At 42.3% G+C, this 26027-nt stretch carries 3 protein-coding genes; all 3 read left to right on the plus strand.

What is annotated here, in order from left to right; genetic code table 11:
• Positions 1-43: 43 nt before the first annotated feature.
• The 3 genes from ACFOOI_RS00725 to ACFOOI_RS00735 all read left to right on the plus strand — a co-directional run bounded on the left by ACFOOI_RS00725 (position 44) and on the right by ACFOOI_RS00735 (position 25947).
• Positions 44-20968: a beta strand repeat-containing protein gene (locus ACFOOI_RS00725; protein ID WP_379833836.1), complete on the plus strand. Its 20925-nt coding sequence runs from the start codon at positions 44-46 to the stop codon at positions 20966-20968.
• Positions 20969-21001: 33 nt separating this feature from the next.
• Positions 21002-23842, plus strand: a complete 2841-nt coding sequence (locus ACFOOI_RS00730; protein ID WP_379833839.1) for a DUF11 domain-containing protein — start codon at positions 21002-21004, stop codon at positions 23840-23842.
• Positions 23843-23943: 101 nt separating this feature from the next.
• Complete coding sequence (locus ACFOOI_RS00735; RefSeq protein WP_379833842.1) at positions 23944-25947, plus strand: T9SS type A sorting domain-containing protein; 2004 nt, start codon at positions 23944-23946, stop codon at positions 25945-25947.
• Positions 25948-26027: the final 80 nt, after the last annotated feature.

Here is a 26027-nt window from a genome sequence, read left to right on the forward strand (position 1 = left end):
AATTTTACGTAAACAAATTTTAAACCCATTTAGGCATATAAATATGCTCCCTACATTGGCAATAATGTGGGTTTTCTTGTTTGTATACACAGCTCAGGCAGAAGATAAAAAAAGCACTCCGACCACTTCAGCACCAGCTCCCATAAACTTCGCCGGAGAGATTGCCGGAAACGAAGTAAGCAACGGGCCGTTTGTTCCTGGGAATATTACAAGTGTATCGAGTGCTACGGGTACAGGAGGTACTATCAGATACGAATGGCAGTACAGCACGGATTTGGTAAATTGGACTGTAATAATGACAAATACAAACCAAAGAACTTATAATCCGCCAAACACAATTACTCAAACAACATACTACAGAAGGCTTACACGAAATAGTGGAGGTTCTGGGGCTTTTGAAGGCGTCTCAAATATTATTTCAAAAGTAGTTACTAACTATAATATTACTTCTCCATCAAATGTAACCCAAGGAAGCTCGCTGGCCTTGACTGCAACTGGTGCTTTTTCAAACATGATGTTTGATGATGCACCCAACGGTAATTTTACCAATGGAGATAATGGATTCCAAACAGATGTTTCTACTAATTATTCATACGGAAGATATTCAATAGAAAACAATCCAAGAGATATTTTTAGTTGGGCCCCTAGTTTTAATGATATAAGTTTTGGAAATGGAAATTTGATGGCCGTAGATGCTCCTACACCTGCAAATTCTAGGATTTGGTATACTACTGTAAGTGTGGTGGCAGGTAATTCCTATGATCTTTCGGTGATGATGAGAGACTTTTGGGGCGGTGCTCAGATTCAATGGAATGCCAACGGCGTGGCTATTGGGTCTTCCATTACGGGGCAAGCAAATAACTGGTTAAATTTATCCACAACTTACACAGCAACTACTACTGGAAATGTCACATTTTCAATTAACAACTTAATTGGTGGCTCCAGTGGAAATGATTATGCCTTAGACGATGTCTCTATTATTGAAAATACACCAGTAACCTACCTATGGACTGGTCCAAATGGGTATTCAAGCACGCAGGCCAACCCTGTGATACCTAATGTACAGTTGGTAAACTCGGGTACCTATACCCTTACGGTTACTAAAAATGGGTACTCAGTAAGTGTTACCAAAACTATAAATGTAGACCCAATAGCTGTAGTTTGTTTGCCTCCGTCAGTATCTTTATCAAAAACTGATTTAACATGTTTTGGTGCCAATAACGGAAGTATATCTGCTGTAGGTACACTTGGAAATGGAGGTTCTGGAAATATTACGTATCAAATATGGGATAATATTGCGGGAAGTAGTGTAAGTAATTTGACTTCAAATTCAAATTATCCAAATAATCCTTTAAGTTCGAGTTATTTAGGATCAGCTAAAGCCCCTACTAATTTTCTCGATAATTATGGATCACGTATAATAGGATATATAGTTCCTCGCACATCGGGTACTTATTATTTTTGGGTTTCGTCTGATGATGCCAGTGAGCTTTGGTTAAGCACAAATAGTTCAGCAGCGAACAGAAGTTTGATAGCATCAGTATCTGGCTATACTGCAGAAGAGCAGTGGAATAAATATGCTTCTCAAAAATCGGTAGGAATAAATTTAGTTGCAGGACAAATTTATTATATAGAAGGTATTCAAAAAGAAGGCGGTGGTGGCGACAACTTCGCTATAGGGTGGTCTAAACCTGGTGAAGCCACTACAGCTCCTAGCGAGATTTTGCCTCCAAATGTTATTAGACCTTTTATTCCTGCTTCACTTACCGACCCTGTTTATCAATATAAAATAGGAAGCGGAGCATTTCAGTCATCTGGACAATTTGATAATTTGGCTGTAGGAACCTATGTTGTTACTTTGCAAGACACATATGGTTGTACGGCTACTGCAAATATCACAGTTAACCAACCTTCCTCATTTACCTCAAGTGCGAGTTCCAACTCACCTGTATGTGAAGGAGGTTCTTTAACCTTAACCGCCGCTTCGGTTTCAAGTGCTACATATAGTTGGTCAGGACCTTTAGGTTTTACATCTACTGCTAGGATCCCTACGATTTCGAATATTACGGCAAATCACGCAGGAATATATACTTTGGTAGTAACCAAAAGTGGTTGTTCGAATACATATACCACTTCTGTTGGAGTAGTGGCAAATCCGACGGCTACTATTACTACAACAGACCCAACTTGCGGCAAAAGTGATGGTACCATAACTTTTACATTTCCGGATAACCCAAATCAAACTCAAATACAGTTTAGTATAAATGGAGGATCTTCATATCCTTATTCTGTAAATGATAATGCGGGTACATATACAGTTTCGAATTTACCTATAGGAACTTATAATTTAAGGGCAAGGTGGGGCTCAGGTACACAATGTGTGGCTACATTGCCTACTACAGTTTTAACATCTAATAATGTTTTGCTAGGCTTGACCATGTCTCCAGATGTGACGTCATGTGCAGGTACGAACATTACGGTTTCGGGAGGAAGTACCCAAGGTCAAGCCCCTTATACCTACAGTTGGAGCAATGGTGGAGGAACAAATTCAAGTGCTGTTTATTCTCCAACCAATACAAGAACCTATACATTGTCAGTTACTGATAATGCGGGCTGTACGGCCACTGCCAATGTAACTATAAATGTGGTCAATACCCCAGGAGTAACAGTTACTACTCCTGATAGTTTAATTTGTGTCAATGGAAGCACAACCATAAATTCATCGATTAACGTAAGTGGTACTTATAATTATCAATGGCAGCAGTCTACTGATGGTTCAAGTGGGTGGTCAAATATTTTTGGAGCAACATCTACTACATACACAAATTCATTTTTAACACCAGGTTCTTATTTTTATAGACTTGTAGTTTCTGGTGGAAATGGGGCATGTTCAGACGGTATTTCAAATGTTTTTAAAGTAAGAGTAGTACTGACACCGAGTGCTACGGTGGTTGCACCTAGAAACGTAACCTGTTTAGGTACTCCACTGGCATTGTCTGCAAATGTGTCAAATGGAGCAGGAACTATAACCTATCAGTGGCAAAGCTCAGCAAACGGTAGTTCAGGATGGACAGACATATCGGGAGCAACCTCTCAAACTTACACGCCTGCCTCAAGTACTGCAGGAAATTACTATTTTAGAGTAATTGCGTATATGTCAGGTATAGGGTGCTCGTATGCTATTTCCAGTTCATATCTATTCACTGTATTGGTTCCAGGCACAATTTCTACTACTCCACCAACCACGAGTTTATGTCTAAATGGAACACAAGCATTAACAACCGCGGTAACAGGATCAAGTGGTTCATATACTTTACAGTGGCAAAGTTCTCCTGATTTAGGAGTATGGAGTGATATTTCAGGTGCTACGGCATCATCTTTTTCCCCAACTAATAATGTGGTGGGAAGCATGTACTACAGAGTAGTAGGAAACTTTAGTTCTTGTGGATTATTTAATGGTGGGCCAGTTCAAATACAAACTTTTGATCCGCACGTAGTTACGGCCACTATTACAAACGGAACAGTCTGTATCAGTGGTTCTACTCAGTTACAAGGTGGAGTAACTGGTACTACTGGAACAGTATCGTATCAATGGCAATTTAGAACTTCTCCAAGTGGTTCATGGTCAAATGTTTCGGGAGCAACGTCAATAAACTATACGCCGCCTACCACTACTGCTCAAGTAATTTACTATAGATTAAGGGTTTCTACCTCAGGAAATAATTGCCAATTTCAATACTCGCCTGAGCAAACTTTAAACATTGTGCCTCAAACAACGGTAACCATAGATCCATCTAATACCATTGTTTGTCAAAATGGATACTATACACTTAATTCTAATATTTCTGACGGTGTTGGGCCATTTACCTATCAATGGCAGGTTGCAACTACATCAGGAGGAACTTATACAAATATTTCAGGAGCTACTAATAGCTTTTATGTATTACCTACTGGTACTTTAAATACTAGGTACTATAGAGTAGTAGTAAATGCTTCAGGAAACGGATGTAATCCTGCCACTTCTAATATAACAGCGATTACTATCTTACCAAGGCCAACGCTTTCTGTTACGAATACGGGTATACATTGCGTAGGTTCAGTATTTAAGTTGAATGCGATACCAAGCCCAACCACACCAACTGTAATAACAGGATATGAATGGAATAGTGCAAACGGATTTTCGAGTACACAACAAAATCCTTTAGTATTAGCGAGTAGCGGATCTAGTGGAGGAGTTTATACGGTAACTGCAACTGGGGCAAACCAGTGTACAAATACAGCCACCACCAATATGACAGTTTTAACTAACTGTAATAATATTTGTAATGGACAATATATAATTGTACCAGTAAATCCGAGTTCATGTTCAAATACCAACGGGTATGTACGAGTTACAGCAACAACAGACTATGAAACAAGTATAGATGGTATAAATTGGTTTAGAGGAAGAATTGGTTATTCAACAAACTATAATGACTTTACAGGTTTAGGAGTAGGTAATTATTTATTCTTTGTTAGAGATTATGCTACGAAATATGTTTGTAAAAACGTAAATATTACATTAGTTTCAAATGAGAGCTCATTTTTTACGAGTCAGACTGTAACAGGTGCAAATGGTTGTTATGCTACAAACGGTTCGATCCAATTATCTTCAAATGTGCTTGGAACCGATCAGGTGACTTGGATTACTACATTGAATTCTACACCAGTCAATGTATCAACTTTAAGTCCAACCAGAACCATAACGGGTTTAGCTCCCGGAACTTACTATGTAAAAGTGACAAGAAATGGGCAGTATTGTTATGCAGATAGGTATGTGACGGTTCCAAATACGGGAGCTGCTTGTATTGCACCTGCTCTTTGTGATGACAGCTCAGTGCCAAATTTATTTCCTAATGGAGACTTTGGGTCTGGTGCAAATGAAAATGGTCCTGTTTATGTTGAAACACAATATGGGTATTCAAACTATACTTGTTATGCTCCTTGGGATGGGTTTTATTCAATCACTAACAATACTGATTGCGATGGTAATGGAACAAGTGCTTTCTCAAATCAGGCTTCAGGATGGTGGGATGTATTATACGAGGATCATACACCGGGAGACGTAAATGGTTATATGATGGTAGTCAATGCGGGTTACACACCTAACATTGTTACCGAAAAAGTGATTAATAATTTATGTCCGAATACACAATATAATTTTACAGCATGGCTTAAAAATATTTCTCCTACCTCTACAATTCAACCTAATGTTTCATTTATTATTGATGGAATTATTAGAGCACAATCAGGTGATGTTACGGGTGGAGCTTGGCAAAAGTTCGGATTTTCATTTAAAACAGGAGCCAATACATCCTCTGCATTATTTGCTATTCGTAACGTAGCACCAGGTGGTTTTGGTAACAACTTTATTATTGATGATATTAAAGTAAGTAAGTGTCCATTAAATATTGTTTTAAATGGAGAATCAATTGCTTGTTTGGGCGGAACTAATGAAACTATTAATGCTACCATTACGGACCCGAATCTAGAACATAAATATTATAAATGGGAGGAAAGTAATGATAACGGCGTAACATGGTCTGATGTTACGGGAGTATTAACAGGTACATTTGTTGGAACTACAATGAATGTCTCTATTAACTTACCAACTCCTATAGTTTCAGCTTTAAGTGGTAAATTATACAGAATCAGATTGGCTACAACTGCGGCTACCGTTGGCGATGCTCAGTGTTCCGTTTCAAGTTCAATAACCAAAATTATTGTACCTCCAGTTGCGGTTAGTATTACACCACCACTTACTATTTGTGCAGGTTCGTCTACCACACTAACGGCGGTAGGAAGTGGAGGTACAGCACCGTACACCTATACATGGACAAACTCTACAAGTACAACTGCTTCAGCTACCGTTTCTCCAAGTGTAACTACGGTTTATCAAGTTACAGCAAGAGACAAAGACAATTGTTCGGCAACAAATACAACGCAAGTTACTGTTACTCCTTTGCCTGTGGCAAGTGCTGCTGGTGTTACGGTTTGTACTGGTGTGCCTTTTTCGGTTACTCCAACCACAAATATCGTAGGAACAACTTATACATGGACCACAAGTGTGGTTTCTGGCACAGCTTCAGGTTATTCGAATAATGCGACTAAAACTGCAGGGCCTATTTCCCAAACCCTTACAAATACTTCGACTACAAGTGCAGTTATAAGATATACAGTGACTCCTTACAATGGAATTTGTGCAGGGGCTAATTTTACATTTGATGTTACGGTTCGCCCAGCGATAGTGATAACAAATCCAGGTCCTCTTACAATTTGTTCAGGCACTAGCTTTAGTAGAACTCCAACGTCAAACATTACTGGTACCACATACATGTGGACAGCAGTTGTATCTACCACACCAACAGGTGGAGCTATAACTGGCCTTTCTGATAATTTAACGCCTTCAGCAGCACCAATAACTCAGACATTAACCAATTCAGGAACAACAAACGGTGTTGTAACATATACGGTTACTCCAGTTGCAAATGGATGTGATGGAACACCGTTTACTTTTGCTATTACAGTACAGCCTACAATAGTTATTACTAACCCTGGCCCTCAGACTATATGTTCAGGTGCTCCATTTAGTAGAACCCCAACTTCGAATATTTCGGGTACCACTTATAAATGGACACAAGTAGTTACAACTGCTCCTACTGGTGGGTCAATTAGTGGTAACTCAAATGTTACTACTCCAATTGCGGCACCAATTACCCAGACTTTAACAAATACTGGAACTACTAATGGAGTAGTAACCTATACGGTTACTCCAGTAGCTAACGGTTGTGATGGAACACCCTTTACAATTGCTATAACTGTCCAACCTACATTAATAATTACAAACCCTGGTCCGCTGACTATTTGTTCAGGAGCAAGTTTTAGTAGAGCTCCAATTTCAAATATTGCAGGAACTGTCTATACTTGGACTTCTGCAGTGACAACTACTCCAACTTTGGGTAGTATTTCTGGTAATAATAACAATGCAACAGCATCAGCGGGTCCTATTACAGACGTTTTAACAAATTCAGGAACTTCAAATGGAGTAGTAACCTATACGGTAACACCAATTACAAATGGTTGTACTGGCCCTACTTTTACTTTTGCTATTACGATACAGCCAACACTAACCGCATCACTTAGCAATCCAGCAGTGATTTGTTCAGGAGCAAGTGTAACGGCAGTAACACCAACCAGCAATATCGCAGGAACGACATATACCTGGACCGCACCGACCATGAGTGCAGGCGTAACAGGAGGTGTGGCACAAACAACCGCTCAATCACAATTCTCGACTGGAGCCCTAAGTAACTCAGGAGCAGCAAACGGAACCGCAGTTTATACAGTAACGGCAACCAATGCAGCCGCATGTAACACGGTAACATTTACGGTAACCGTAACGATACAGCCAACATTAACTGCATCGCTTAGCAATCCAGCAGTGATTTGTTCAGGAGCAAGTGTAACGGCAGTAACACCAACCAGCAATATCGCAGGAACTACGTATACGTGGACCGCACCGACAATGAGTGCAGGCGTAACAGGTGGAGCAGCTCAAGCAGTAGGCGTAGCCCAATTCTCGACAGGAGCCTTAAGCAATTCAGGAGCAGCAAACGGAACCGCAGTTTATACAGTAACAGCCACAAATGCAGCGACATGTAACACGGTGACCTTCACGGTAACAGTAACGATTCGTCCAACCTTAACCGCATCACTTAGCAATCCAGCAGTGATTTGTTCAGGAGCAAGTGTAACGGCAGTAACACCAACCAGCAATATTTCAGGAACGACCTATACGTGGACCGCACCAACGATGAGTGCAGGCGTAACAGGTGGAGTAGCTCAAGCAGTAGGCGTAGCCCAATTCTCAACAGGAGCCTTAAGTAACTCAGGAGCAGCAAACGGAACCGCAGTTTATACAGTAACGGCAACCAATGCAGCCGCATGTAACACGGTAACATTCACGGTAACAGTAACGATACAGCCAACATTAACCGCATCACTTAGCAATCCAGCAGTGATCTGTTCAGGAGCAAGTGTAACGGCAGTAACGCCAACCAGCAATATTGCAGGAACGACCTACACGTGGACCGCACCGACAATGAGTGCAGGCGTAACAGGAGGTGTGGCACAAGCAACAGCACAATCACAATTCACGACAGGAGCCTTAAGTAACTCAGGAGCAGCAAACGGAACCGCAGTTTATACAGTAACGGCAACCAATGCAGCCGCATGTAACTCGGTAACATTTACGGTAACCGTAACGATACAGCCAACATTAACCGCATCACTTAGCAATCCAGCAGTGATTTGTTCAGGAGCAAGTGTAACGGCAGTAACGCCAACTAGCAATATCGCAGGAACGACGTATACGTGGACCGCACCGACCATGAGTGCAGGAGTAACAGGTGGTGTGGCACAAGCAACCGGAGTAGCACAATTCTCAACTGGAGCTTTGAGTAATACAGGAGCAGCCAACGGAACAGCGACCTACACCATCACTGCAACGAATGCAGCAGCCTGTAACACGGTAACATTCACGGTAACCGTAACGATTCGTCCAACCTTAACTGCATCACTTAGCAATCCGGCAGTGATTTGTTCAGGAGCAAGTGTAACGGCAGTAGCACCAACCAGCAATATTTCAGGAACGACTTATACGTGGACCGCACCGACCATGAGTGCAGGGGTAACAGGAGGTGTGGCACAAGCAACCGGAGTAGCTCAATTCTCGACAGGAGCCTTAAGTAACTCAGGAGCAGCAAACGGAACCGCAGTTTATACAGTAACGGCAACGAATGCAGCGGCATGTAACACGGTAACTTTCACCGTAACAGTAACGATACAACCAACACTAACCGCATCACTTAGCAATCCAGCAGTGATTTGTTCAGGAGCAAGTGTAACGGCAGTAACGCCAACCAGCAATAACGCAGGAACTTCGTATACCTGGACCGCACCTACCATGAGTGCAGGAGTAACAGGAGGTGTGGCACAAGCAACAGGAGTAGCACAATTCTCAACTGGAGCCTTAAGCAATTCAGGAGCAGCAAACGGAACCGCAGTTTATACAGTAATAGCTACCAATGCAGCGGCATGTAACACGGTAACATTCACAGTAACCGTAACGATACAGCCAACACTAACCGCATCACTTAGCAATCCAGCAGTGATTTGTTCAGGAGCAAGTGTAACGGCAGTAACACCAACCAGCAATATTTCAGGAACGACGTATACGTGGACCGCACCAACCATGAGTGCAGGCGTAACAGGTGGAGCAGCTCAAGCAACCGGAGTAGCTCAATTCTCAACTGGAGCCTTAAGCAATTCAGGAGCAGCAAACGGAACCGCAGTTTATACAGTAACGGCAACGAATGCAGCCGCATGTAATACGGTAACATTTACGGTAACCGTAACGATACAGCCAACATTAACCGCATCACTTAGCAATCCAGCAACGATTTGTTCAGGAGCAAGTGTATCGGCAGTAACACCAACCAGCAATATCGCAGGAACGACCTATACGTGGACCGCACCGACCATGAGTGCAGGCGTAACCGGAGGCGTGGCACAAGCAACCGCTCAGTCACAATTCTCAACAGGAGCCTTAAGTAACTCAGGAGCAGCAAACGGAACCGCAGTTTATACAGTAACAGCAACCAATGCAGCGGCATGTAACACGGTAACCTTCACGGTAACAGTAACGATACAGCCAACATTAACCGCATCACTTAGCAATCCAGCAGTGATCTGTTCAGGAGCAAGTGTAACAGCTGTAACGCCAACCAGCAATATCGCAGGAACGACCTATACGTGGACCGCACCAACGATGAGTGCAGGTGTAACAGGAGGTGTGGCACAAGCAACAGGCGTGGCTCAATTCTCAACAGGAGCCCTAAGTAATTCAGGAGCAGCCAACGGAACCGCAGTTTATACAGTAACGGCAACGAATGCAGCCGCATGTAACTCGGTAACATTCACGGTAACCGTAACGATACAGCCAACACTAACCGCATCACTTAGCAATCCAGCAACGATTTGTTCAGGAGCAAGTGTAACGGCAGTAACGCCAACTAGCAATATCGCAGGAACGACGTATACGTGGACCGCACCGACCATGAGTGCAGGAGTAACAGGTGGTGTGGCACAAGCAACCGGAGTAGCACAATTCTCAACTGGAGCTTTGAGTAATACAGGAGCAGCCAACGGAACAGCGACCTACACCATCACTGCAACGAATGCAGCAGCCTGTAACACGGTAACATTCACGGTAACCGTAACGATTCGTCCAACCTTAACTGCATCACTTAGCAATCCGGCAGTGATTTGTTCAGGAGCAAGTGTAACGGCAGTAACACCAACCAGCAATATCGCAGGAACTACGTATACGTGGACCGCACCGACCATGAGTGCAGGTGTAACAGGAGGTGTGGCACAAGCAACCGCTCAATCACAATTCTCGACAGGAGCCTTAAACAATTCAGGAGCAGCAAACGGAACCGCAGTTTATACAGTAACAGCCACGAATGCAGCCGCATGTAATACGGTAACATTTACGGTAACCGTAACGATACAGCCAACATTAACTGCAAGTTTAGCCAATCCAGCAGTGATTTGTTCAGGAGCAAGTGTAACGGCAGTAACGCCAACTAGCAATATCGCAGGAACGACCTATACATGGACTGTACCAACGATGAGTGCAGGTGTAACAGGTGGAGCAGCTCAAGCAATAGGCGTAGCCCAATTCTCGACTGGAGCCCTAAGTAATTCAGGAGCAGCAAACGGAACCGCAGTTTATACAGTAACAGCCACAAATGCAGCGGCATGTAACACGGTAACACTTACGGTAACGGTAACGATACAGCCAACACTAACCGCATCACTTAGCAATCCAGCAGTGATTTGTTCAGGAGCAAGTGTAACGGCAGTAACGCCAACTAGCAATATCGCAGGAACGACGTATACGTGGACCGCACCGACCATGAGTGCAGGAGTAACAGGTGGTGTGGCACAAGCAACCGGAGTAGCACAATTCTCAACTGGAGCTTTGAGTAATACAGGAGCAGCCAACGGAACAGCGACCTACACCATCACTGCAACGAATGCAGCAGCCTGTAACACGGTAACATTCACGGTAACCGTAACGATTCGTCCAACCTTAACTGCATCACTTAGCAATCCGGCAGTGATTTGTTCAGGAGCAAGTGTAACGGCAGTAACACCAACCAGCAATATCGCAGGAACTACGTATACGTGGACCGCACCGACCATAAGTGCAGGTGTAACAGGAGGTGTGGCACAAGCAACCGCTCAATCACAATTCTCAACAGGAGCCTTAAGCAATTCAGGAGCAGCAAACGGAACCGCAGTTTATACAGTAACGGCAACAAACGCAGCCGCATGTAACACGGTAACGTTCACCGTAACAGTAACAATACAGCCAACACTAACAGCATCGCTTTCTAATCCGAGTACAATTTGTTCAGGAGCAAGTGTAACGGCAGTAACACCAACCAGCAATATCGCAGGAACGACCTATACGTGGACCGCACCAACGATGAGTGCAGGCGTAACAGGAGGTGTGGCACAAGCAACCGCACAATCACAATTCTCGACAGGAGCCTTAAGTAATTCAGGAGTAGCAAACGGAACCGCAGTTTATACAGTAACAGCCACCAATGCAGCGGCATGTAACACGGTGACCTTCACGGTAACGGTAACAATACAGCCAACATTAACCGCATCACTTAGCAATCCAGCAGTGATTTGTTCAGGAGCAAGTGTAACGGCAGTAACGCCAACCAGCAATATTGCAGGAACGACCTATACCTGGACCGCACCGACCATGAGTGCAGGAGTAACAGGAGGTGTGGCACAAGCAACCGGCGTAGCCCAATTCTCAACTGGAGCATTAAGCAATTCAGGAGCAGCAAACGGAACCGCAGTTTATACAGTAACGGCAACCAATGCAGCCGCATGTAACACGGTAACATTCACGGTAACCGTAACGATACAGCCAACACTAACCGCATCACTTAGCAATCCAGCAGTGATTTGTTCAGGAGCAAGTGTAACGGCAGTAACGCCAACCAGCAATATCGCAGGAACGACGTATACATGGACCGCACCGACCATGAGTGCAGGCGTAACAGGAGGTGTTGCACAAGCAACCGGAGTAGCACAATTCTCAACTGGAGCTTTGAGTAATACAGGAGCAGCCAACGGAACAGCGACCTACACCATCACTGCAACGAATGCAGCGGCATGTAACACGGTAACATTCACGGTAACCGTAACGATACAGCCAACACTAACCGCATCACTTAGCAATCCAGCAACGATTTGTTCAGGAGCAAGTGTAACGGCAGTAACACCAACCAGCAATATTTCAGGAACGACCTATACGTGGACCGCACCGACCATGAGTGCAGGTGTAACAGGAGGTGTGGCACAAGCAACCGCACAATCACAATTCTCAACAGGAGCCTTAAGTAATTCTGGAGCAACAAACGGAACCGCAGTTTATACAGTAACGGCAACGAATGCAGCCGCATGTAATTCGGTAACGTTCACGGTAACCGTAACGATACAACCAACATTAACCGCATCACTTAGCAATCCAGCAGTGATTTGTTCAGGAGCAAGTGTAACGGCAGTAACGCCAACTAGCAATATTTCAGGAACGACCTATACGTGGACCGCACCGACCATGAGTGCAGGCGTAACAGGAGGTGTGGCACAAGCAACAGGCGTGGCTCAATTCTCGACAGGAGCTTTGAGTAATACAGGAGCAGCCAACGGAACAGCGACCTACACCATCACTGCAACGAATGCAGCGGCATGTAACACGGTAACATTTACGGTAACGGTAACGATACAGCCAACATTAACTGCAAGTTTAGCCAATCCAGCAGTAATTTGTTCAGGAGCAAGTGTAACGGCAGTAACACCAACCAGCAATATCGCAGGAACGACCTATACGTGGACCGCACCAACGATGAGTGCAGGTGTAACAGGAGGTGTGGCCCAAGCATCAGGAGTAGCTCAATTCTCGACAGGAGCCTTAAGCAATTCAGGAGCAGCAAACGGAACCGCAGTTTATACAGTAACGGCAACGAATGCAGCCGCATGTAATTCGGTAACATTCACGGTAACAGTAACGATACAGCCAACACTAACCGCATCGCTTAGCAATCCAGCAGTGATTTGTTCAGGAGCAAGTGTAACAGCAGTAACACCAATTAGCAATATCGCAGGAACGACCTATACGTGGACCGCACCAACGATGAGTGCAGGCGTAACAGGAGGTGTGGCACAAGCAACCGGAGTAGCACAATTCTCAACTGGAGCTTTGAGTAATACAGGAGCAGCCAACGGAACAGCGACCTACACCATCACTGCAACGAATGCAGCAGCCTGTAACACGGTAACATTTACAGTAACGGTAACGATACAGCCAACATTAACTGCAAGTTTAGCCAATCCAGCAGTGATTTGTTCAGGAGCAAGTGTAACGGCAGTAACACCAACCAGCAATATCGCAGGAACGACCTATACGTGGACCGCACCGACAATGAGTGCAGGCGTAACAGGTGGAGCAGCTCAAGCAGTAGACGTAGCCCAATTCTCGACTGGAGCCCTAAGTAATTCAGGAGCAGCAAACGGAACCGCAGTTTATACAGTAACGGCAACGAATGCAGCCGCATGTAACACGGTAACGTTCACGGTAACCGTAACGATACAGCCAACACTAACCGCATCACTTAGCAATCCAGCAGTGATTTGTTCAGGAGCAAGTGTAACGGCAGTAACACCAACCAGCAATATTTCAGGAACGACCTATACGTGGACCGCACCTACCATGAGTGCAGGCGTAACAGGTGGAGCAGCTCAAGCAGTAGGCGTAGCCCAATTCTCAACAGGAGCCTTAAGCAATTCTGGAGCAGCAAACGGAACCGCAGTTTATACAGTAACAGCCACCAATGCAGCGGCATGTAACACGGTAACCTTCACGGTAACCGTAACGATACAGCCAACACTAACCGCATCACTTAGTAATCCAGCAGTGATTTGTTCAGGAGCAAGTGTAACGGCAGTAACACCAACCAGCAATATTTCAGGAACGACCTATACGTGGACCGCACCTACCATGAGTGCAGGCGTAACAGGTGGAGAAGCTCAAGCAGTAGGCGTAGCCCAATTCTCGACAGGAGCCTTAAGTAACTCAGGAGCAACAAACGGAACCGCGGTTTATACAGTAACAGCCACAAATGCAGCGGCATGTAACACGGTAACATTTACGGTAACGGTAACGATACAGCCAACATTAACTGCAAGTTTAGCCAATCCAGCAGTGATTTGTTCAGGAGCAAGTGTAACGGCAGTAACACCAACCAGCAATATCGCAGGAACGACCTATACCTGGACTGCACCGACCATGAGTGCAGGCGTAACAGGAGGTGTGGCACAAGCAACCGGAGTAGCTCAATTCTCGACAGGAGCCTTAAGTAACTCAGGAGCAACAAACGGAACCGCGGTTTATACAGTAACAGCCACAAATGCAGCGGCATGTAACACGGTAACATTTACGGTAACGGTAACGATACAGCCAACATTAACAGCAAGTTTAGCCAATCCAGCAGTGATTTGTTCAGGAGCAAGTGTAACGGCAGTAACGCCAACCAGCAATATCGCAGGAACGACCTATACCTGGACTGCACCGACCATGAGTGCAGGCGTAACAGGAGGTGTGGCACAAGCAACCGGAGTAGCTCAATTCTCGACAGGAGCCCTAAGTAATTCAGGAGCAGCAAACGGAACCGCAGTTTATACAGTAACGGCAACGAATGCAGCGGCATGTAACACGGTAACATTTACGGTAACCGTAACGATACAGCCAACATTAACCGCATCACTTAGCAATCCAGCAGTGATTTGTTCAGGAGCAAGTGTAACGGCAGTAACACCAACCAGCAATATTGCAGGAACGACGTATACGTGGACCGCACCAACGATGAGTGCAGGAGTAACAGGAGGTGTGGCACAAGCAACAGGCGTGGCTCAGTTCTCAACAGGAGTCTTAAGTAATTCAGGAGCAGCAAACGGAACCGCAGTTTATACAGTAACGGCAACGAATGCAGCCGCATGTAATACGGTAACATTTACGGTAACAGTAACGATACAGCCAACACTAACCGCATCACTTAGCAATCCAGCAGTGATTTGTTCAGGAGCAAGTGTAACGGCAGTAACACCAACCAGCAATATCGCAGGAACGACGTATACGTGGACCGCACCGACCATGAGTGCAGGCGTAACCGGAGGTGTGGCACAAGCAACCGCTCAATCACAATTCTCGACAGGAGCCTTAAACAATTCAGGAGCAGCAAACGGAACCGCAGTTTATACAGTAACGGCAACGAATGCAGCGGCATGTAATACGGTAACATTCACGGTAACAGTAACGATACAGCCAACACTAACCGCATCGCTTAGCAATCCAGCAGTGATTTGTTCAGGAGCAAGTGTAACGGCAGTAACACCAACCAGCAATATTTCAGGAACGACCTATACGTGGACCTTGCCAACGATGAGTGCAGGCGTAACAGGTGGAGCAGCTCAAGCAGTAGGCGTAGCCCAATTCTCGACTGGAGCCCTAAGTAATTCAGGAGCAGCAAACGGAACCGCAGTTTATACAGTAACAGCCACAAATGCAGCGGCATGTAACACGGTGACCTTCACGGTAACAGTAACGATACAGCCAACATTAACAGCATCACTTAGCAATCCAGCAGTGATTTGTTCAGGAGCAAGTGTAACGGCAGTAACGCCAACCAGCAATATCGCAGGAACGACCTATACCTGGACATTGGGTACTATTACTGGTGGAATAACAGGTGCAAGTGCAGAAAGTAATCCCCAAACTCAGTTTAGTACAGGTTCATTAGTAAATACAGGTTCAAATGTAGGCAGTGTAACATTTAACTTAACCGCAGTTAATAGTCAATCGTGTAATACCGTAAGTTTTTCAATTACGGTAAATGTTAACCCTACTAACATAATGGATCCAGTGGCAAACAAAGAAGTTTGTCACACCGAAGTTATCCCAGCGATATACTTTACAGGAACATTACCAACAGGATATTCATGGACAAACAGTAATACAGCTATCGGCTTAGCAGCAAGTGGTACAGGAAACATCGCATCATTTACAGCAACAAATACAGGTTCTACTCCAATTACGGCAACTGTAACGGTTACGCCTTTAATTAACGGTTGTCCAGGTAATACACAGACATTTACAATTATTGTTAATCCAGTAATCACGATGGACCCAGTGGCAAACAAAGAAGTTTGTCATACCGAAGTTATCCCAGCGATAAACTTCACCGGAACATTACCAACAGGATATTCATGGACAAATAGCAATACTGCTATCGGATTAGCCGCAAGTGGAACTGGGAATATCGCATCATTTACGGCAACAAATACAGGTTCTACACCAATTACAGCTACTGTAACGGTTACGCCTTTAATAAACGCTTGTCCAGGAAATACACAGATATTTACAATTATTGTTAATCCAGTAATCACGATGGATCCAGTGGCAAACAAGGAAGTTTGTCACACTGAAGTTATTCCAGCGATAAACTTCACAGGGACATTATCAACAGGATATTCATGGACAAATAGCAATACGGCTATCGGTTTAGCTGCAAGTGGCACTGGTAATATCGCTTCATTTACTGCCACAAATACAGGTTCTACACCAATTACAGCTACTGTAACGGTTACGCCTTTAATAAACGCTTGTCCAGGAAATACCCAAACATTTACGATCATTGTAAATCCAGTAATCACGATGGATCCAGTGTCAAACAAGGAAGTGTGTCATACTGAAGTTATTCCAGCGATAAACTTTACAGGAACATTACCAACAGGATATTCATGGACAAATAGCAATACAGCTATCGGTTTAGCAGCTAGTGGTACAGGTAACATCGCATCATTTACGGCAACAAATACAGGTGCTACACCAATTACGGCAACTATTACGGTTACGCCTTTGATAAATAGCTGCCCTGGAAATACGCAAACATTTACAATTATTGTAAATCCAGTAATCACAATGAATTCAGTTGCAAACAAAGAAGTTTGTCATACTGAAGTTATCCCAGCGATTAACTTTACAAGCACGTTGGCAACTAGTTATTTATGGACAAATAACAATACAGCTATCGGTTTAGCCGCAAGTGGAACTGGTAATATCGCATCATTTACGGCAACAAATACAGGAGCTACACCAATTACAGCTACTGTAACGGTTACGCCTTTAATAAACGCTTGTCCAGGAAATACACAGACATTTACGATCATTGTAAATCCAGTAATCACAATGGATCCAGTGGCAAACAAAGAAGTTTGTCATACTGAAGTTATCCCAGCGATAAACTTTACAGGAACATTACCAACAGGATATTCATGGACAAACAGTAATACAGCTATCGGTTTAGCAGCTAGTGGTACAGGTAACATCGCATCATTTACCGCAACAAATACAGGAGCTACACCAATAACTGCAACTGTAACGGTTACGCCTTTAATAAACGCTTGTCCAGGAAATACGCAAACATTTACGATTATTGTTAATCCAGTAATCACGATGGGTCCAGTGGCAAACAAAGAAGTTTGTCATACTGAAGTTATCCCAGCGATAAACTTTACAAGCACGTTGGCAACTAGTTATTCATGGACAAATAGCAATACATCTATCGGTTTAGCTGCAAGTGGAACAGGTAACATCGCATCATTTACTGCAACAAATACAGGTACTACACCAATTACGGCAACTATCACGGTTACGCCATTAATAAACGCTTGTCCTGGAAATACCCAGACATTTACGATTGTTGTAAATCCAGTAATCACAATGGATCCAGTGGCAAACAAAGAAGTGTGTCATACAGAAGTAATTCCAGCCATTAACTTTACAAGCACGTTGGCAACTAGTTATTCATGGACAAATAGCAATACAGCTATCGGTTTTGCAGCTAGTGGTACAGGTAACATCGCATCATTTACAGCAACAAATACAGGTGCTACACCAATTACGGCAACTGTAACGGTTACGCCTTTTATTAACGGTTGTCCAGGAAATACACAGGCATTTACGATTGTTGTAAATCCAGTAATCACGATGGATCCAGTGGCAAACAAAGAAGTGTGTCATACCGAAGTTATTCCAGCCATTAACTTTACAAGCACGTTGGCAACTAGTTATTCGTGGACAAACAGTAATACAGCTATCGGCTTAGCCGCAAGTGGAACTGGGAATATCGCATCATTTACTGCAACTAACACAGGTGCTACACCAATTACGGCAACTATCACAGTTACGCCATTAATAAACGGTTGCCCAGGAAATACGCAGACATTTACAATTATTGTTAATCCAGTAATCACAATGAATGCTGTTTCAAACAAGGAAGTTTGTCACACTGAAGTTATTCCTGCGATTAATTTTACTGGAACATTATCGACAGGATATTCATGGACAAATAACAATACAGCTATCGGTTTAGCAGCTAGTGGTACAGGTAACATCGCATCATTTGCCGCAACAAATACAGGTTCTACACCAATTACGGCAACTATCACGGTTACGCCATTAATAAACGCTTGTCCTGGAAATACACAGACATTTACAATTATAGTTAATCCTGTAATTACTATGGATCCGGTGGCTAGTGATTCGGTTTGTAGCAATGTTACTTATCCAGCAAAAGTATTTACAGGTACACTTTCTACCGGTTATTCTTGGACAAATAATAACACTGCTATTGGCTTAGCAGCAAGTGGAAATGGTGATTTGCCAGCATTTACAGCTATCAATAACGGAACTACGCCATTAGTAGCAACTATTACGGTTACCCCATTAATTAATTCGTGTCCAGGAAATACCCAGACATTTACTATAACTGTATTGCCAAGACTTGGTGCTGATATTAATCTTTCAGATATTGTCATTTGTCAAACAGGAACTATTACTTTAAATGCCCTGGTGACTAATCAAAATGGACCTTTAAGGTATCAGTGGAAATCATCGCAAGATGGTACTTCTTGGTCACCAATATCAGGAGCGACTAATGCTACTCTGAATCTAAATGGAAGCATTGTAGATACAGTTTATTATAAAGTGAGTGTGCAAGCAGTAGGAGTGGGTTGTAATTATCAAGATTCTGACTCTAGCAAAGTTATAGTTGTACCTAACTTAACAGTGAATGTCTCGGTGCCAAGTATGATTCTTTGTGCAGATTCTAAATATACTTTAAAAGCAACTACAACAAACGGAACGGGAAATATCACATATCAATGGCAAGTGTCTAATGACAATGTAACCTTTACAGACTCATTGGGAGCTACTGCAGATAGTTTAGTGATTCCAACTCAGGAAGCAAGAATTAGGTATTATCAATTACGTGCCGCCGCCAATGGCGTAGGTTGTGGGTCGGCTACTTCAGCTGTTTCAGAAATTGAAGTAGTACCAAATTTAGAAGTAGAAGTAAATATTCCAAGTATCACGGTTTGTCAAAATGGTGACGCTACACTTAATGCAACTACAGTAAAAGGTACAGGAACAATCAGCTATCAATGGCAAAAGTCGAGTGATAAATTAGCATGGGCTAATATTCCAGGTGCTAACGGAACATCATATACACCAAACACTTCTACGCCAGATACTACTTATTATAAAATAGTGGCGTCGGCAAGTGGATATGGTTGTAGTGCAGATACTTCAGCGATTTCGACTGTAATAGTTGTGCCAAACTTGGGAGCAAGCGTAAATCTTTCAAATATTGAATTATGTAGTGGTCCAGATACATTATTAATTGGAAAAATTACTAACGGAACTGGCAACATTACGCTTCAGTGGTTACGTTCTACCAACCTGATTTCTTGGTCTCCAATTGCGGGTGAATCTAACGATAGCTTGTTGCTAAATACTACTACGCCAGGCACTACATATTATAGACTTAAAGCAACAGCTTCAGGAAATGGCTGTGGAACGGACTCGTCTGATTATGCTATTGTCAGAATTAGACCAAATCCAGTTGTAACTATTGCAGGTGGGGAGTTCTGTACCGCTACAGATATCACTCTAAACAGCACTGGAGGCGGAACCTACCTATGGAATGGCCCTTCAGCATTTACATCTACGGTTCAAAATCCAGTGATAGCAAATGCGGATAGCACGCTCAATGACGGTAAGTATTATTTAGAAGTAACTAACTCATTCGGATGTAAAACCAAAGATTCTGTACTAGTAGATATACTGCCTTTACCTGCTCCTCCAAATGTTTTAGGAGCTCAAATATGCGGACCAGGGACTCTAAGTCTTTCAGCTTCAAATTGTAATGGAAATATTAATTGGTATGACCAACAATTTTCTGGAAATATCCTACTAACTGGTACGAATTTTGTAACAAATAACTTAAGTGGTAGTAAAAATTATTTTGCTTCATGTGTTTCAGTGAAAAACTGTACAAGTCCTTATAGAAGTGTAGTAGAAGCTAGAGTAAATGTAGCCCCAGTAACGGAGCCATTAGTTTCAAACCCAACTTGTTTAGGTACTAGTGTTTTAAACAACGGAATGATAACCCTAACAAGATCTAAAGTAGGAGAAACATTCACAGTGAATTCTGGAAACACTTATAACGGAGCTAGTGCAAGTGCACCGATTTTAATTCCTTCAAACGGAATAATCAGAAGTGACTTAGCTGGGCCAGCAAAAGGAGTAAATGACTTCTATACCATAAGAATAACAAGTGCTGAAGGTTGTCCGATAGATAAGGTCATAAGTATTGCAAATTCTTGCTCTGATTGTGAACCAGGTTATTGTCCACCAGCAGTTATAAATAAATCAAAATAGTAAAAACAAATTTATCAATTAATACTTTTTATCATGAAAAACAATTACTTTAAAATTAGACCTTGGTCTGTTTTAGAAAGGGATAAAAGCATCGGGAGGGTCCTTCTTTTGCTCAGTGTCCTCATGTTGTTTGCCCATTTCTCTACCTTTGCCCAAGCCTGTGATCCTAAATTAGCGATGACAATTGTAACGGTTGATGCGACGTCAGAAACAGCAAACAATGCTAAAATTAGACTTTCTGGTCTTCCTTCTAATGCTCTAAAAGTTGGATATTCCAGCGGAACAACTTACACGGGTCCTGATTTTGCATCAGCAGATGTTTGGTCTTCACTCGATAGTGGCTATGTAACTAAAGATAGACCCACTCCAACTTCTGCTCCAGGTGCTCCATATACCGTTAGGGTATATAATGCAGGTGGTAGTTGTTTTACTGACTCTACATTTTATCTTCCGTATGTAAACTGGACATTTACTCCGCAATTTGTGGATATCATGGCCACAATTACGAGAACTCCCGCAGGAGATGTACCTATGGGTTCTGATGTATCTGTATTCGTACACGTTAAAAATGATGGATCAATAAAAGCTACGGGCGTAGAATTTACGGTTAACTATGCCGCAGGTTTAACATTTGTTTCTGATTCTGCAGCAACGGGTACCACTTACTCAGATGCAACAAAAAAATGGATAATTGGTGAACTCGCAGCAGGAGCCACCATAACATTAAAAATGGTTTATACGGTCACTACGAGAGGTATTAAAGAGGTTAACGCATATAATACTGCTCTGACCGAAATAGATGTGGATTCATCTCCTGGCTCTATTGGAGCAGTGGAAGATGATCAGGGACAAATTTGTATTTCTACCCACTTAGATTATTGTGATGGCGATGAGTTTACTTTTGAACTAGCGGGAGCTACTCCGGATTACACAGGTGTAACTTGGTTAAGAAGTGTGGATAATGGCGTTAATTTTACAGCTATTACGGGTTCAACTGCAGATTATGAAATAACAGCTGCTAATCATTTGATTATCAAAAAGCCCGGTGATTATAAATATGAAAAAACTACAGGCTCATGTCCATCTGATGGATGTTGTCCAGTAAAAGTTATACCGGGTTTACCTCCGATTTTGACAAAACCTACTGACGTAGTAATATGTTTCGGTGCACCAGATACCACCATTAGTTCAGCGAATACCCAATTAGGTTATACCACTACCTCAAATACATTGTATGGGATTCAACCAACTCTGCCTCCTTTTTTATCTGATCAAGGTGTATTTGAATACAAATGGTATAACGATAACGGATTAAGTAATCCAACTACAGATTCAATTCCTGGTCAAACTTCACTTAAGCTTACTAATCTTCCGAAAGCTGTAGGTGTTTACAATTACAAATTAATTTCGGTTCAAACAGGTCATACTTCATGTAATGATACCACAGAGGTAATTTACAAAGTGAACGAATTGCCGGTACCAGTAGCTACTATTAATTCTCCGGTTTGTCAAGAGGATACTATTTTCCTTAGGGCTACTAACACTGCGGTAAACCCAACTCCTGGCATAACTTGGTCATGGGAAGGTCCAGCATCATATACACATGCAGACAGTTCAGATAGGATTTTGAATGCTCAACCAGTCAATGCAGGTCAGTATATAGTGACAGCTGGATACACGCTTAACGGTATTGGATGTTCAAATAAAGACACTGTAGATTTAGTAGTAAATTTACTTCCTGCTCCTCCAAACGCAATAGATACCACGTATTGTCAATTAATTGACCCTAAACGTTTATCAGCTTTAGGTACAGCAGATTCATTGAGATGGTATAAGAGTCCAACCTATTTATTTACGGATAAGCCAGATACAACCACAAGAATTGGTTATAATGTTGGACCATTACCTCAAACAAATGTTTCGGCAGGTACAACTATATATTTTGTAACACAAGTTGATGCAAACGGTTGTCAATCCCATCCAGATACTTTAAAAGTTACGATTGATGAAAAACCAGCTTTACCTACAGTTAAAGATATAGCCTATTGTGAAGGGTATCCTTCCAACCCGCTCACGGCCACAACTCTACCAGGTGGGTATGGATTAATATGGTATGGATTAAATAAAACTGACAGAGATACCGCAGCTACTTATGCAGCACCTCCTACAGAAGTAATTGGAACATTTAGTTACTATGTTTCGCAGTATAATCTAGCATCAAATTGTCAGTCTGACTCAGCAAAACTAGATGTGTATATCAAAGATACGCCAGATGCTCCAGCTGTAACAGAACCAGTTTACTGTCTAAATGCAACACCGGTTGATACTCTAATAGCAGTTAGGTCTTTACCAACAAACTCTTTAAAGTATTACTTTAACGGAACAGGTACTTCGGTGAGTCCAACGCCTTCAACAGCAATGGCCGGAGCCACATGGTACTATGTAACGCAGACTACAAAATACGATACATTACTATGTGAGTCACCACAGCAACCGCTGAAAGTCTTAGTGAATCCATTGCCAGTGGCTACGATTATACCAGTAAGTGCACTCTGTTTAGGAACTGCTTCGCAAAATAACGGTTATCTAATCTTAAACAGATTTAGGGACTCAGATCAAGTGTCATGGAACGTAGGTTCAACTTACAATGGTCTTTCGGGAACGCCTGCATCAACTGCATTCGCTTCTTTACCAGCAAGTGGTATTTTTACACCGCAAAATCTTGCAAACCCTGCAGCGGCTGGTCAAGACTACACCGCTCGAGTTAAAAACTCATTCGGATGTACAATTGATGTAACTGCTACATTAACATTCAAAGATTGTACATGTCCTGGTGGATATTGTGAGCCTGCTCAAGTTACCAAGACAAAATAATTTGAATAGTATTTCATAAAGCATAAACTAAAAGTAAATACCTGCTAAAACCAGGTATTTACTTTTTTAAAATTTAAAGTAATTCTCTCAAACCATAAAAAATGTCAAAATTCTACACGAATTTTATACGATCATTTTTATTCTCTTTCGGGATGTTTTTTCTCGGAGGCTACACGCTTACTTTTGCAAAAACTATCAACCACGAAGACGATAAAAACGATACACTAAGAGTTAATTGTACATTTCCATCATACACTACAAGCAATACAGACGTAACTTCTTCTACTAACAACGACGGAAAGTTACTTATTCTAAATATCTACAATACCACACATTACGAAATTATAGAAGGTACAAATACTCCTTTTGACTTTGCCGCATCTACAGTTTTTGATCAAACTCAAAATAAGATTGAGATTAAAAACATTTCAAACCCTACCGGATACAAAATTTACCGCGTAAGGCTTTACAATGAATCGCCTACTTGTTTCAGTGAACAAACCATTGTTTTCGAGCATATGAACTTTGCTGTAAACAGAGAATATACAAGGTTAGAACTTGTGCAAGGAGTAAACAATTCTACTCCTAAATCAGGTGATTTGGTTACCTTTAGCACTATAGTTCAAAACAAAGGAACCAAAACTGCCGAGAATGTAGAAATAAAAGTGGTTTCAACCGAAACGCTCGAAACCGTTACTTTTTATACCGAAAAAGGTACTTATTCATCCCTTGGTAATACTTGGGTTATCGGTAGTTTAGAAGGTGGTAAAAGTGTCAAATTAGTTGTTACCGCCAAGGTTAGGGCCGAAGGTTTGTCATATTTTTCATCGTATATCGCCAAAGAAGGAACTTCGTCGTTTACCTATGCTCAAGCCCAATTAGATGGGGTAGAAGGATCAAAAAGAAGCGGAACGAGCTGTGTAACTGTGCCTATCGCTATTAAAAATGACGAGGTATATAATGTGGTTTTAAAAGAATACAAAAGCGTTAAATTCTATTACAAAGATGCCTCGGGCAATTTTTCGGAGATAAACGATAAAACCAACCCTGCGTTAGCAGTGATTAATAAAGATAGTTCGCTTACAGTCAAACAAAGTGGCGAGTATTCGTTTTCTAAAAAAGTAGGCGATTGCAACATTTCGAGTTGCTGTCCCATTATTGTGGAATCGTGTAGCGGCCCGGGTATTGTGGTAGACTCTATTTTTTGTAGCACAACAGTGGATAGTTACAGTATTATTGTTCACCTCAATAACGACCAGTTTAGCATTATCGAGAAAGTATTTTTTGCAATGTCAAACCTAAACTTCCCGGTGTTAACTAACTACCTAAACCGTATCAATGCCTTGCCTTTGACATCAAGTTCAGGTTTTGTGACTTCATTAGGAAATTCAAAATATAAGATAGAAAACATTCCTGCTTTTATGCCAAACGTAACCTTGGTTTCGTCTGACCTAACGGGTAAGTGTAGAAGCACCAGAATAGTAAATGCTCCTAACTGTACCGCCAAACCATTGGGTATGCCAAACTTAGCCGAGCAAGTTCAGTTTATGACTGCAGGTGAGTTTGCTCCTGCATTTAGCGTAATCTCTAAACCAAAAGGGGTAGACATCGTGTGGTTTGCAGATGACGTAGGCAACAAAGTGATTCATAAAGGCAAAAAATTTAGGCCAAAAGAGCCAGGAGACTATTATGTAGCGTTTTTTGATTCAAAAAATAACTATACGGGTCTTCTGAGAAAAGCCGAAATGCGTGAAATAAAATCGGATGCTCCGGGTAAATTTGACGGTGTAAATGTCTGCGATTGTGACAATCCATTGTTAGTACCTCAAGGTGACTTAGGCGATTTAACCATGGCTAAGGCATTTCCAAACCCGGTAAGTGACATACTTACAGTAGAATATCGGGTGCCAAAAACTTCCACAGAATCTACGCTAAACTTTACAAACGTAAACGGTAAGTTGATGAAGGTTTTACCTATCAACAAAAATACAAACCTAATAAAGGTAGATACCATTAAATGGGCAGATGGCCTATATTTTTATAGCTTAATAGTTGACGGAGTCAGAATGATAAATCAGAAAATTGTGGTTTCTCACAGCCTCTAATTTATCCTCAATTGCGTATTTGATTTAAGTATTTTGATAATTTTTTAAGCCTTTGGATTTCCAAGGGCTTTTTTTGCGTT

This window comes from Lacihabitans lacunae, assembly GCF_042649125.1.
Lineage (GTDB): Bacteria > Bacteroidota > Bacteroidia > Cytophagales > Spirosomataceae > Leadbetterella > Leadbetterella lacunae.

Coding starts and splice junctions, on each gene's coding strand:
- ACFOOI_RS00725 (WP_379833836.1), top strand. CDS start 44: ATGCTCCCTACATTGGCAATAATGTGGGTTTTCTTGTTTGTATACACA.
- ACFOOI_RS00730 (WP_379833839.1), top strand. CDS start 21,002: ATGAAAAACAATTACTTTAAAATTAGACCTTGGTCTGTTTTAGAAAGG.
- ACFOOI_RS00735 (WP_379833842.1), top strand. CDS start 23,944: ATGTCAAAATTCTACACGAATTTTATACGATCATTTTTATTCTCTTTC.